13 protein-coding genes are annotated in these 11,519 nt (G+C 68.0%); 4 read left to right on the top strand and 9 right to left on the bottom strand.

Annotated elements, in window-relative coordinates; genetic code table 11:
* Window positions 1-67 precede the first annotated feature (67 nt).
* Window positions 68-847 (bottom strand): YggS family pyridoxal phosphate-dependent enzyme, encoded by a 780-nt coding sequence (locus AC3RCC_RS10665; protein ID WP_291636885.1) that lies wholly within the window; start codon window positions 845-847, stop codon window positions 68-70.
* Window positions 844-1,479: an FMN-binding negative transcriptional regulator gene (locus AC3RCC_RS10660; protein ID WP_492258396.1), complete on the bottom strand. Its 636-nt coding sequence runs from the start codon at window positions 1,477-1,479 to the stop codon at window positions 844-846. Before AC3RCC_RS10660 ends, AC3RCC_RS10665 begins: the two co-directional genes overlap by 4 nt.
* A gap of 99 nt (window positions 1,480-1,578) precedes the next feature.
* Here AC3RCC_RS10660 and pdxR point away from each other — a divergent pair, with 99 nt between their 5' ends.
* The gene (pdxR, locus tag AC3RCC_RS10655; RefSeq protein ID WP_492258395.1) at window positions 1,579-3,039 is read left to right on the top strand and encodes a MocR-like pyridoxine biosynthesis transcription factor PdxR; all 1,461 of its coding nucleotides are present in this window, start codon (window positions 1,579-1,581) and stop codon (window positions 3,037-3,039) included.
* Here the strand turns inward: pdxR and AC3RCC_RS10650 are convergent.
* The 7 genes from AC3RCC_RS10650 to argH form a co-directional block, all read right to left on the bottom strand.
* Complete coding sequence (locus AC3RCC_RS10650) at window positions 3,023-3,904, bottom strand: beta-keto acid cleavage family enzyme (RefSeq protein ID WP_492258394.1); 882 nt, start codon at window positions 3,902-3,904, stop codon at window positions 3,023-3,025. The genes pdxR and AC3RCC_RS10650 overlap by 17 nt on opposite strands.
* A complete protein-coding gene (locus tag AC3RCC_RS10645; RefSeq protein ID WP_492258393.1) occupies window positions 3,901-4,296 on the bottom strand; it encodes a type II toxin-antitoxin system death-on-curing family toxin in 396 nt (131 codons plus the stop codon). The genes AC3RCC_RS10650 and AC3RCC_RS10645 overlap by 4 nt, the downstream gene beginning before the upstream one ends.
* Window positions 4,293-4,553, bottom strand: a complete 261-nt coding sequence (locus AC3RCC_RS10640; RefSeq protein ID WP_244494940.1) for an AbrB/MazE/SpoVT family DNA-binding domain-containing protein — start codon at window positions 4,551-4,553, stop codon at window positions 4,293-4,295. The genes AC3RCC_RS10645 and AC3RCC_RS10640 overlap by 4 nt, the downstream gene beginning before the upstream one ends.
* Before the next feature lie 121 nt (window positions 4,554-4,674).
* Window positions 4,675-5,505, bottom strand: a complete 831-nt coding sequence (locus AC3RCC_RS10635) for an ABC transporter substrate-binding protein (RefSeq protein ID WP_291636873.1) — start codon at window positions 5,503-5,505, stop codon at window positions 4,675-4,677.
* A 44-nt stretch (window positions 5,506-5,549) separates the two neighbouring features.
* On the bottom strand, window positions 5,550-6,329 hold the full coding sequence (locus AC3RCC_RS10630; protein WP_291636871.1) for an amino acid ABC transporter ATP-binding protein: 780 nt from the start codon (window positions 6,327-6,329) through the stop codon (window positions 5,550-5,552).
* Entirely contained in the window at window positions 6,326-7,219 is an 894-nt protein-coding gene (locus AC3RCC_RS10625; RefSeq protein WP_291636870.1) for an amino acid ABC transporter permease, read from the bottom strand. Before AC3RCC_RS10625 ends, AC3RCC_RS10630 begins: the two co-directional genes overlap by 4 nt.
* Window positions 7,216-8,631, bottom strand: coding sequence for an argininosuccinate lyase (argH, locus tag AC3RCC_RS10620; protein WP_492258392.1), 1,416 nt, complete (start codon window positions 8,629-8,631; stop codon window positions 7,216-7,218). The genes AC3RCC_RS10625 and argH overlap by 4 nt, the downstream gene beginning before the upstream one ends.
* Before the next feature lie 96 nt (window positions 8,632-8,727).
* Between argH and AC3RCC_RS10615 the strand changes: the two genes are divergently transcribed.
* From AC3RCC_RS10615 to rfbA, 3 genes are read left to right on the top strand one after another with little or no spacing between them, the layout of a single operon-like run.
* Window positions 8,728-9,639 (top strand): LysR family transcriptional regulator, encoded by a 912-nt coding sequence (locus tag AC3RCC_RS10615; RefSeq protein ID WP_291636868.1) that lies wholly within the window; start codon window positions 8,728-8,730, stop codon window positions 9,637-9,639.
* Between the two features lie 58 nt (window positions 9,640-9,697).
* The gene (gene rfbD / locus AC3RCC_RS10610) at window positions 9,698-10,591 is read left to right on the top strand and encodes a dTDP-4-dehydrorhamnose reductase (RefSeq protein WP_492258391.1); all 894 of its coding nucleotides are present in this window, start codon (window positions 9,698-9,700) and stop codon (window positions 10,589-10,591) included.
* A gap of 11 nt (window positions 10,592-10,602) precedes the next feature.
* Window positions 10,603-11,481: a glucose-1-phosphate thymidylyltransferase RfbA gene (gene rfbA / locus AC3RCC_RS10605; RefSeq protein WP_492258390.1), complete on the top strand. Its 879-nt coding sequence runs from the start codon at window positions 10,603-10,605 to the stop codon at window positions 11,479-11,481.
* Window positions 11,482-11,519: the final 38 nt, after the last annotated feature.

The following is an 11,519-nucleotide window of genomic DNA, read 5'->3' as shown; positions in this document are numbered from 1 at the left end:
GGGCTTGTCCGGCCAATGTAGGTGGCGCCCCGGCCAAGCTCCAGCCCTCGCCGCCCCCAGAACCGGCTCAGCCCGGCGCCAGCCCCGGCCAATAATGCCCGTTCGCCGTCGGGCGCTTGCCGAAGATCGCCTGCCCGACCCGGACCACGTCGGCGCCTTCCTCGATCGCCGCTTCGAAATCGCCGGACATGCCCATGGAGAGCTCGCCGAGGCCCGGATGCAGCTGCACGGCCTCGTCGCGGAGCCGGCGCAGCAGGCGAAAACAGGGTCGTACCCGCTCCATCTCGTCGCTGAACAGCGCCAAGGTCATCAACCCGCGCGGCCTGAGCCTGGGGAAGTCCGGCAGCGCCGCGACGAAATCGCGCAAGGCATCGGGATGCAACCCGTATTTGCTCTCCTCGCCGGAGGTGTTGACCTGGACATAGACGTCGAGGCTGCGTCCTTCCGCCGCCAGCCGAGCATCGAGCAGCGCCGCGAGCTTCAGGCTGTCCAGCGCATGGAACTCGACGGCGAAACGGGTCAGGTTGCGGACCTTGTTGCTCTGCAGATGACCGACGATGCTCCACGCCACCGGCAGGTCGGCGAGCGCCTCCTGCTTGCCCTGCGCCTCCTGGATCTTGTTCTCGCCGAACCGGTCGATGCCGGCGGCGAAGGCGTGGCGCAGCATCTGTGCCGGCACCGTCTTGCTGATCGGCAGCAACCGCACCGAATCGGGATCGCGCCCGGCGCGCCGGCAGGCCGCGGCAATGCGCTCGCGGACAGCGGCGAGATTCTGCCTGAACATGGTCTCGGGATCAGAGCCGAAGCGGGCTTCGAGCTCCCCCGAAACCGATGCGACGATGTTCATGCCACGCCTCCTTCAGCCACCAGCTCGGCCACGACATGGTCGCTGGCGCGCTCGCCCTGGCGCAGGCCGGCGACGACGCCGGAGCGGTCCTCGGCGCTGCGGTTCTGGCTCATCTTGCGCTTGCCCACGAGCCTCGTGATCGGCATGCGCAGCCCGACGATGCCGCGCAGCTGCGCCGCGATGAAGGACTCCGGCGCATCCGACACCGCCCAGGCTTCGATCCGGGGCCGCTCGTACAGATTCGTCAGGCGCGTGACCGCCGCGCGCAGCCGCTCCGGATCCTCGAAGAACTCGACCGGTCCCGAGGCCTGCACCGCGATGTAATTCCAGGTCGGCACGACCTTGCCGTGCTCGCGCTTGGCCGCATACCAGCTCGGCGTGACATAGGCGTCCGGCCCCATGAAGATCGCCATCGCCTCGCCCAGAACCGGCACCTGCCATTGCGGGTTCGGCCTGGCGATATGTCCATAAAGCGTGCCGAATGGGCCCTCGCTCTCGTCGAGAAACAGCGGCAATGGCGTCGCCATCGGCCCCTCCGCCGTCGCCGTGACAAAATTGCAGAGGCGGGCGGCGCGCATCAGAGCGTGCAGGGCGGCGGTATCGTCTTCGCGGAAGGCTGGCGGTGTGTACATGACTGATCCTGTCGAACAGGCGCAGGATAGGAAGATACTGGACCGCATGAAACGTCCAGTTTATAGATTTTTATCTGGTCCAGTTGACAAGGTGGCGATGTGATCTCGGCTCGGCCCCAGCGCGCGCGGGACATCTACGCCGCGCTGAAGGCGCAGATCGGCACCGGCGTCTATCGTCCTGACGCCGCCCTGCCCTCGACCCGCACGCTCGCCGCCGAGCTCGGCGTATCCCGTACCACCGTGACGGCCGCCTATGAGCAGCTCCATTCGGAAGGCTTCATCACCGGCCGCCAGGGCGCTCGCGCCCGTGTCGCAGCCATGCCCGCAGCAGCCAAGCCGGAAACGCCCGACGATGGCGTGAACGCGGCAAGGCCGGTCCTCTCCCGCTTCGGCGAACGCGTCGCGGCGATGGCCCTGCCACCGCGCCCACCAGGGTCGGCCAGGCTCGTCGCCGATTTCCGCTATGGCGACCTCGCCTCCACCGATTTCCCGGCCGATATCTGGAAACGGGCCGTCGCCATGGCGGCGAGCCGTCGGCCACAGCGGCTGAGCTATGACGCCCCGGCGGGCGCGGAAGAACTGCGCCAGGCCCTTCAGGGCTATCTCTGGCGGGCCCGCAGCCTGCGCTGCGAGATGGACCAGATCGTCATCGTCAACGGCTCGCAGCAGGGGCTCGACCTTTGCGCCCGGCTTCTGCTCGAACCCGGCGAGAGCTTCGTCGTCGAGGATCCCTGCTATGGCATGGCGCGGCAGGTCTTCGCCGCGGCGGGGGGCGTCGCGATCCCGGTCGAGGCCGATCAGGACGGGCTCCGGACCGACCGGCTCGCCTCACTTTCCGCCCGGCTCGCCTATGTCACGCCGTCGCACCAGTATCCGCTCGGCGGGGTCATGCCGGTCGCCCGCCGGCTCGAACTGCTCGCCTGGGCTCGCCGCTGCGGCGCCTGTATCGTCGAGGATGATTACGACAGCGAGTACCGCTACGACATCGCCCCGGTCCCGCCTCTGCACGCGCTCGCCGAGGGCAATGAGATCATCTATCTCGGCACCGTCTCAAAGGCGCTCTCGCCGACGATCCGGCTCGGCTATCTCGTCCTGCCGCCGGCCCTCGTCCCCATCTTCACCACCGCCAAGGCGTTGGCCGATCGTCACGCGCCCGGGCTCGAGCAGCAGGCGCTGACGATCCTGCTCGAAAGCGGGGCCTATGAGCGCCATATCCGCCGCAGCCGGCGGCGTAATGCCGAGCGGCGGGCCACCCTGCTCGCTGCCCTCTCCCGCCGGCTCGGTGACCGCATCGTCGTCTCCGGCGCCGATGCCGGCCTGCATGTCGTCCTCTGGTTCCGCGACATCGCGGCGGCCGACGAACTGGCCTTCGTCGCGCAGGGCCGCGCACGCGGCATCGGCGTCTACCCGATCGGGCCGCTCTATATGGCTCCGAAGACCGCCGCCCGGCCGGACATGGCCGGCCTCGTCATCGGCTATGCCAGCGTCGAGCCGCAGGAGATCGAGCTCGGCGTCGCGATCCTGGCCGAACTTGTCGAGGCGCTCAGCCCCGCGCCTTGAGGTCGGCGCGCACCTCGGCAGTGCTCGCCGGCCGGCCTCCGGCCGCCTCGACGCGGGCGACCAGCTCGGCGATCAACGCGCGATTGCTGCGCGTCTCGCCGAAATGCGCATCCTCCAGCCCGGCGCGGACATGGACACCGCGCCCCACCGCGTGCGGGATCAGCTCGCCGAGCTCGACGCCGAGCCCGGCGATCATCACCGGAGCACCGGGCGCAGATTCGCCGAGCAGCGCGAGATGCGCCTCGAGCCCGAAGAGCTTCGGCGGAAAACCCCAGGCGAAGGCATCGGAGAACATCAGCCGGTAGATCGGCACAGGCATGCCGGGATAGGCCTTGGCCAGCCCGGCGCCGAGGCGGGTGAAGCCGGGCTCGTAGATCGCGAAGCTCGGATGGACCTTGTGACGCTCCGCCACCGCCATGCCCTCGCGGATATGCTCGCCCGGATTCTGGTAGATGAAGCCGGCCTCGCCCTCGGGCATGCCGGCATAGGTCATCCAGTTGCAGGAGCCGGGATCGAGCACGCCCCATTCGACGAGGCCGCGCTTCGCCAGCTCCTCGAGATGCGTGTAGCGCCCGGAGCCATGCATGTCGCCGGCATAGCCGGAGCCCAGGATCGGGATGGTCGGATAGACGATGGCATCGACCTTCGTCCTGATCCCCTCGATCGCTCGGGCATAGAGCTCCCAGTCGTCGCGCTGGCGGCCGGTCTCAACGTCGTAGACATGCAGATGGACGATCGCCGCCCCGGCCTCGACGACCGCGATCCCGTCAGCGACGATCTCCTCGATCGCAATCGGGATGCCGGGCTGGCGCTCCTTGCCCCAGGGACCGTTGATCGCGGCCTCGACCCAGATCGGCGTCTTCATACGGGCGCGTCCTTTGGCCAGTTGTCGCGAATCCAGCGCGTCAGCCCGTCTTCGTCGACCTCGCCGGCGGCGAGGGCGAGGATCGCCGCGGTGGCTTCCGGCTCAGGCACCAGGAAATCGATGCCGTTGAGACCGAGGAAAACGATCATGCTCGCGAAGGCGGCCCGCTTGTTGCCATCGACGAAGGGATGGTTGCGTGCGACGCCGAATGCATAAGTTGCAGCTAAGGCAGCAAGCTCATGCTCGCCATAGGAATATTTGTTCGGAGCCCGCGCCAGCGCCGATTCCAGAAGCCCGTGATCGCGAATTCCAGCCGGCCCGCCGAACAGCGCGAGCTGCTCGGCGTGAATATCGACCACCAACTCGACGCTGACCCAGATGGGCTCGGTCATTTCGCCAAAGCGCGATAGGTATTCGCGTAGGTCTTGAACGAACGGCGGGCGATCTCAAGCCCGCGCGCATGGGTATCGTCATAGCGCGTCAGTTTCAGGCCGAGCTCCGGTTGCTCGACGACCGTCAGCTTGTCGCCTTCCGCCAGCTTCAGCCGCGCCAGCAGCTCCTTCGGCAGGATGATGCCGACCGAATTGCCGATCTTGCGGACCTGCAGGACCATTGCCTGCTCGCCGGCGGGCTTTTCGGGCTTGTTCATCGCCTGCTCCGGGGTTCGCGTTATACAGGACGTATAACAAAAAGAGCGGCGCCCGTCAGCGCCGCTCCGTCGTTCCATGCAGGTTGGCGATCCGAATTCTCGGCCCGCCGATACCGCAAGCTCACTCGCCCTTGTTGACCGAAATCGGCTTCAGGGCGTTGTCGGGCAGACCGTATTTGGCGATCAGCGCGTCATAGGTGCCGTTCGCCTGCAGCCGCTCCAGCGCGCCCTTGACCGCATCGCGCAGCTGGCCGCCCTCGGCCGTCTTCGGGAACGGAATGCCGGCCAGCGAGCGGGTGAAGGGTGTGCCGAGCACCACATAGGTGTTGGGCTCGAGCTTCTGGTTATGGCTCATCGTCTCGCTGCCCTGGACACCGCCCTGCAGGCGCTGCGTCTTGAGCTGCGTGCGCGCATCGACCGAGCCTTCCGTCCCGACCACGTTAATCGCCGGCTTGCCCTTGGCGACGCAGTTGGCCTCGCTCCACTCGCCGATCTGACGGGGCCAGTTGGTCGAGCGGCTGGCGCCGACGGTCTTACCGCAGAGGTCCTCGGGCGTCTTGATCGAGCCAGCGAGCGCCGTCACCGTGTAGAACTGCGCGCCCGAGACCAGGTAGTTGACGAAATCGGCGGTCTCGCGGCGCGCCGGCAGGTCGCTCATGCCGGCCATCACCATGTCGACGCGGCCGGTCTGCAGCGAGGGCAGCATCTGGGCGAAGGCGGTCTCCTGCCACTCGGCCTTGACGCCGAGCTCCTTGGCGATCGCCTCGCCGAGCTCGTAATCGAAGCCGGTCATCGTGTTGGTCGCCGGATCCTTGTAGACGATCGGCGCGTAGTTCGGCTGGGTGGCGATGACGATCTTGCCGGCGTTCTTGATGCGGTCCGGCAGGGCCTGGGCCTGGGCGGCGAGCGCGGTGCCGGCGAGGAGCGCGGCGGCGAGCGAAAGACGAAGCATGGTGATCTCCCTGTTTTTTCAGGCCGAACTGGCCTGGCTTGAACTCACTTGAGGACGGCGGCGATGAAGTCGCGGGTCCTGGCCTGGCTCGGCGCAACCAGTACCTGCTGCGGATGGCCACGCTCGACGATCTCGCCCTTGTCCATGAAGACGACGTCGCTGGCGACCTCGCGGGCGAAGCCGAGCTCATGGGTGACGACGATCATCGTCATGCCGCTGGCGGCGAGATCGCGCATCACCGCGAGCACCTCGCCGACGAGTTCCGGATCGAGCGCCGAGGTCGGCTCGTCGAACAGCATCAGCTTCGGCTTCATGGCGAGCGCCCTTGCGATCGCGATGCGCTGCTGCTGGCCGCCCGAAAGCTCGATCGGGTAGGAATTGCGCTTCTCCGAGAGGCCGACGCGTGCGAGCAGCTTCTCGGCCTCCGCCACCGCTTCCTGCCTCGGCCGCTTCAGCACCGTGACCGGGCCCTCGATGATGTTCTCGAGCACCGTCATATGGTTGAACAGGTTGAAGCGCTGGAAGACCATGCCGGTCGTAAGACGCTGGCGCGCGATCTCGGCATCGCTCAGCTCGTGCAGCTCATTGCCCTTGATCCGGTAGCCGATCAGCTCGCCATCGACCCAGATCGCGCCCTGGTCGATCTTCTCGAGCTGGTTGATGCAGCGCAGCAGCGTGCTCTTGCCGGAGCCCGACGGCCCGATGATGCACTGCACGGCGCCCGGCGCGATGGTCAGCGAGACATCGTTCAGCGCCCGCAACTCGCCGAAGCGCTTGGTGACGTTGGCGGCGGTGACGATGGCCTCCTTGGCGGCAGCGCTCATGCCCCGGCCTCCTCGGCAACCTGGGCTTTGGCACGGCGGCCACCGCGGCCCTTGGAGAAATGGCGCTCCAGGAAGAACTGGCCGATCTGCAGGAGCGTGACGACGATCAGATACCAGCCGGCGGCGACGATCAGCAATTCGATGACGCGGGCATTGGCATAGTAGATCGTCTGCGCATTGCGCAGGATCTCGGAGAACTGGATCACGCTGGCGATCGAGGTCAGCTTGACCATGCTGATCACCTCGTTGCCGACCGGCGGGATGATCACCCGCATCGCCTGCGGCAGCACGATCCGGCGCAGCGTCGTCAAACGGGTCATGCCGATCGACTTGGCGGCTTCCGTCTGGCCGACATCGACCGAGAGGATGCCGCCGCGCACGACTTCCGCCGTATAGGCGCCCTGGTTCATGCCGAGCCCGAGCAAGGTCGCCATGAACGGTCCGATCACGTCGATGGTGCGCCATTCGATGACGCCGGGAATACCGATCGTCGGGAAGACCAGCGCCAGGTTGAACCAGAGCAGGAGCTGCAGCAGCAGCGGCGTGCCACGGAAGAACCAGATGTAGAACAGCGCGACGCCGCGCAGCACCGGGTTCGGCGACATGTACATGATCGCGAAGATCACGCCGAGCGCGATGCCGAGCGCCATGGCACAAACCGTCATGATGATGGTGTTGACGAGGCCGCTGAGAATGGCGGGCGCCGTGAAGAACTGCCCGACCACCTTCCAGTCGATCTGCCCTTCGGCGAAGGCTTTGATGATCCAGGCGAGCACCAGGATGATCAGTGCGGCCGCGACCCAGCGTCCGTAATAGCGGCGCGGCACGAGCTTCAGGCCGGCGATCCCGGCGATATCCCGCCCTATTCCAATTCCGACTGCGCTGGTCATTTCTGCGCTCCGCGCGTCCAATCTTCAAAAGCTGCGAGCCAGAGGCGGAAACGGGCGATCTGCTCGGCCACGCGCACTGGCGCCGTGCCGCCGAAACCGCTGCGGGCGGCCACCGCAGCATCAAGGGTGAGACAGGCCCTTACATCCTCCGTAAGGCGTGGATCAATGGCGCTGAGCTCGACCGCCTCGAGTTGCTCCAGCTCGCGGCCCATTTCCTCGCAATAGCGCACCAGCGATCCGGAGATCTCGTGTGCCTCGGCGAAGGGCACGCCCTTGCGCGCCAGATAATCGGCAACCTCGGTGGCGAGCGCGAAGCCGGCGCCGGCCTGGGCCCGCATCACCTCCGGCCGCGCTTCCATCGTCTCGATCATGCCGGCGAAGGCCGGCAGCACCTCGCCAAGCACGTCGACCGCGTCGAAGGCGGAGCGCTTATCTTCGGCGAGATCGCGATTATAGGCCAGCGGCAGCCCCTTCAGCGCACCCAGCATGGCGACGAGGTCGCCGGTGAGCCGCGCCGCCCGGCCGCGCGAGAGCTCGGCGATATCCGGGTTCTTCTTCTGCGGCATGATCGAGGAGCCGGTGGCAAAGGCATCGTCGAGCACGACCCAGCCGAACTGGCGCGAGGTCCAGAGCGTCACCTCCTCCGCCAGCCGGGAGAGATTGGTCGCCAGCATGGCGGCGACGAACAGAAACTCCGCGACATGGTCGCGCGCGCCGACGGCGTCGACCGAGTTCTCGCAGGGACCCTCATAGCCAAGCGCCTGCGCGCTCAGTTCGGGAGTCAGCGCGATCGCCGAGCCGGCCAGCGCCGCCGCCCCGAGCGGTGACAGGGTCGAGCGCCTGTCCCAGTCCTGGAGCCGCGTCGCATCGCGCGACAGCGCCTGACCATGCGCCATCAGCCAATGGCCGAAGGTCACCGGCTGGGCACTCTGCAGATGGGTGAAGCCGGGGCAGACGGACGCAGAATGCCGCTCGGCCTGGCCGGCCAGCGCCTCCAGCAGCTCGGCCAGCATCGCGCCGATCAGCCGCGACTGCTCGCGCAGATAGAGCTTGAGGTTGTTGGCGGCCTGGTCGTTGCGCGAGCGACCGGCCCTGAGCTTGGCGCCGGTCGCGCCGATGCGCGCCGTCAGCACGCGCTCGATGAAGGTGTGGATATCCTCGTCCTCGGGCCCGGGGACCAGCGTCCCGGCGGCGAATTCGCCGGCGATGGCGTCGAGCGCCACCACGATCAGCTTCGTCTCGTCGGCGCTCAGCAGCCCGGCCCGTTCCAGCTCGGCCGCATGGGCCCTGCCGCCGGCGATATCCTGGGTCGCGAGGCGCGAATAGGCGCCGGCCGCGCTGGATAGCCGCATCATCCGCGGGTCCGGCGGCTTGCGAAAGCGGCCACCCCAGAGGCGCGTGGTCTGATTCATGCTGATGGTCTCCCCTTGAGGCGACACTGTCCCCTTGACCGCGACCCCGGCAAACGAAACGATCTCCGGCAGGATAGTCGCAAAGGGAATACCTGATTGGCGAGCCCGAATCTCCCGCCCTCGACCACGGCGCTTCGGGTCTTCCTTGCCGTGGCGCGGCTGGGATCGACGGCGAAGGCCGCTTCAGCCGTGCACCTGACCCAGAGCGCGGTCTCCAAGCAGATCCAGGCGCTGGAGGAGCATCTCGGCATCGCGCTTTTCGAGCGTAGCCCGACCGGGCTGAAGGCCACGGAGGCCGGCACGATCTACCGGCCCTATGCCGAGGCGGCGATCGAGCAGATGGCGCGCGGCGCCCGGCGCCTCGCCGAGCGAACCGCGCTCGGACGCCCGATCCGGCTGCATCTCGTCGCCATCGCCGGCGAGCGCTGGCTGATGGAGCGTTTTCCGAGCTTCGCCCAGGCCCATCCCGAGATCGACGTGCAGTTCACCAATTTCGTCAGCGAGAACGAGACCGAAGACCCCGATATCGACATCGTTCACGGCGCCGGGCCCTGGCCGGATCGCGAGGCGCATTATCTGTTCGGCCGGCAGGTCGCGCTCGTCGCAGCCCCGGCCCTGTTGGAGCGGATGGGCGGCTTCAGCCGTGCGGCGGATATCCAGAAAATGACCCTGCTGCAGCATTTCCAGATGCCGGCCTTCTGGGCCGAGTTCACCGAGGCGCATGGGCTGCGCGGCGCGGTCCCGGCCCATACCGTGCGCTATGGCTATTATTCGGTGATCATCCGCGCCGCAGTGGCCGGGCTCGGCGTCGCACTGGCGCCACGCTGCTATGTCGCGGAGGAGCTGGCGTCCGGCGCGCTCGTCAATCCGCTCGGTCTCGGCTTCGACAGCGCCGTCGGCTGCTGGATGACCCTCAATCCGCGTGGCCAGCCCGGCCCCGGCATCGAGGCGCTGGTCGGCTGGCTGCGCGCAGAAGCGGCCCGCTTCGAGGCGGAGGCCAGCGGTTGAGGCCGGCCGAGCCTTGCTCTAAACGAAGCCGCCCGGCACTCCAGATGGCGAAGGCACGATGCGCATTGCCGTGACCGGCACCACCGGACAGCTCGTTCGATCCCTGATCGCCATGGCCCCTTCGGCGAAGGTCGAAGTCGTCGCCATCGGCCGGCCCGAGCTCGACCTGACGCGCCCCGCCGAGATCCACAAGGCCCTCGAGCAAGCCCGGCCCGACTGCGTCGTCAATGCCGCCGCCTATACCGCGGTCGACAAGGCCGAGAGCGAGCCGGAGCTGGCCATGGCGATCAACGCCGCCGGTGCGGGCGCCGTCGCCGCGGCCGCGGCGGCGCTGCGGCTGCCGCTGGTCCAGATCTCCACCGACTATGTCTTCGACGGCGCCCTCTCCCGTCCCTGGCGCGAGGATGACGCAACCGGCCCGCTCGGCGTCTATGGTCGCTCCAAGCTCGCCGGCGAACAGGCCGTCGCGGCGGCAGGCGACAACCACGCCATCCTGCGCACGGCCTGGGTCCACAGCCCCTATGGCGGGAATTTCGTGAAGACCATGCTGCGGCTCGCCGAAAGCCGGGAGGAACTCGGCATCGTCGCCGACCAGTTGGGCACGCCAACCTATGCACCGGCCCTTGCCGACGCCGTGATCGCGATTGCACGCCGTCTTGCCGCCGAACCCCGGGATGCCGGGCTGCGCGGCGTCTTCCATGTCGCCGGCAGCGGCGAGACGAGCTGGGCTGGCCTCGCCGAGGCGGTATTCGCGGCCTCGGCGAGGCTCGGCGGCCCTTCCGCGCGGGTCAGGCCGATCGCGACAGCCGAATACCCGACCCCGGCCCGCCGGCCCGCCAATTCCCGGCTCGATTGCGGGCTGCTCGCAGCGCGCTACGGCTTGCGCCTGCCGCCCTGGCAGGTCTCCGTCGAGGACTGCGTGGCCCGGCTGCTCACCGGCTCCGAATGCTGAAGGAAACGCGCGTGAAAGGCATCATCCTCGCCGGCGGCAGCGGCACCAGGCTTCACCCGATGACCATGGTGACGTCGAAGCAGCTCCTGCCGATCTACGACAAGCCGATGATCTACTATCCGCTGTCGACGCTGATGCTCGCCGGCATCCGGGAGATCCTGATCATCGCGACCCCCGAGGACGCGCCGCGCTTCGAGGCGCTGTTCGGCACCGGCGAACGCTGGGGGCTGAAGCTCTCCTATGCCGTACAGCCGAAGCCGGAAGGGCTGGCGCAGGCCTACCAGATCGGCGCCGACTTCGTCGCCGGCGGCCCTTCCGCCCTGATCCTCGGCGACAACCTCTATTACGGCGACGGGCTGACCGAGGTGCTGCGCCGCGCTGCCGCACGCCGGCAGGGCGCCACCGTCTTCGCCTATCGCGTCAGCGATCCCGAGCGCTATGGCGTCGTCTCCTTCGATGCCGCCGGCAAGGCGCTCTCGATCGAGGAGAAGCCGAAGATGCCGCGCTCGCACTGGGCGGTGACCGGCCTCTATTTCTACGACGAGCAGGTCGTCGAGATCGCCCGCCGGCTGAAGCCCTCGGCCCGCGGCGAGCTCGAGATCACCGACGTCAACCTCGCCTATCTCGAGCGCGGCGCGCTCAATGTCGAACGGCTCGGGCGCGGCTACGCCTGGCTCGACACAGGCACCCCGGATTCGCTGGTCGAGGCCTCGGAATTCGTGCGCACGCTGGAGCGCCGCCAGGGCTTCCGCATCGCCTGCCCGGAGGAGATCGCCTTCGAGAATGGCTGGATCGATCGCGAGCAATTGCGCGCGCTCGGCCAGGCGCTGGCGAAGAGCGGCTACGGGCAATATCTGCTCGGCCTGGCCGGGCGCGACCAGTCGGGCTGACGCCACTCACGCACCCGCCCCTCATCCTGAGGAGCGCT

Source organism: Allobosea sp. GW823-FHT01F03 (assembly GCF_058798075.1).
Note: the sequence above shows the minus strand (reverse complement) of the source record. Positions and strands in the feature narration are given on the sequence as shown.

Excerpts from the sequence above, each read along its gene's own strand:
- AC3RCC_RS10665 (WP_291636885.1), bottom strand. The coding sequence starts at position 847 with ATGAACATCGTCGCATCGGTTTCGGGGGAGCTCGAAGCCCGCTTCGGC.
- AC3RCC_RS10660 (WP_492258396.1), bottom strand. The coding sequence starts at position 1,479 with ATGTACACACCGCCAGCCTTCCGCGAAGACGATACCGCCGCCCTGCAC.
- AC3RCC_RS10650 (WP_492258394.1), bottom strand. The coding sequence starts at position 3,904 with ATGAAGACGCCGATCTGGGTCGAGGCCGCGATCAACGGTCCCTGGGGC.
- AC3RCC_RS10645 (WP_492258393.1), bottom strand. The coding sequence starts at position 4,296 with ATGACCGAGCCCATCTGGGTCAGCGTCGAGTTGGTGGTCGATATTCAC.
- AC3RCC_RS10640 (WP_244494940.1), bottom strand. The coding sequence starts at position 4,553 with ATGAACAAGCCCGAAAAGCCCGCCGGCGAGCAGGCAATGGTCCTGCAG.
- AC3RCC_RS10635 (WP_291636873.1), bottom strand. The coding sequence starts at position 5,505 with ATGCTTCGTCTTTCGCTCGCCGCCGCGCTCCTCGCCGGCACCGCGCTC.
- AC3RCC_RS10630 (WP_291636871.1), bottom strand. The coding sequence starts at position 6,329 with ATGAGCGCTGCCGCCAAGGAGGCCATCGTCACCGCCGCCAACGTCACC.
- AC3RCC_RS10625 (WP_291636870.1), bottom strand. The coding sequence starts at position 7,219 with ATGACCAGCGCAGTCGGAATTGGAATAGGGCGGGATATCGCCGGGATC.
- argH (WP_492258392.1), bottom strand. The coding sequence starts at position 8,631 with ATGAATCAGACCACGCGCCTCTGGGGTGGCCGCTTTCGCAAGCCGCCG.
- rfbD (WP_492258391.1), top strand. The coding sequence starts at position 9,698 with ATGCGCATTGCCGTGACCGGCACCACCGGACAGCTCGTTCGATCCCTG.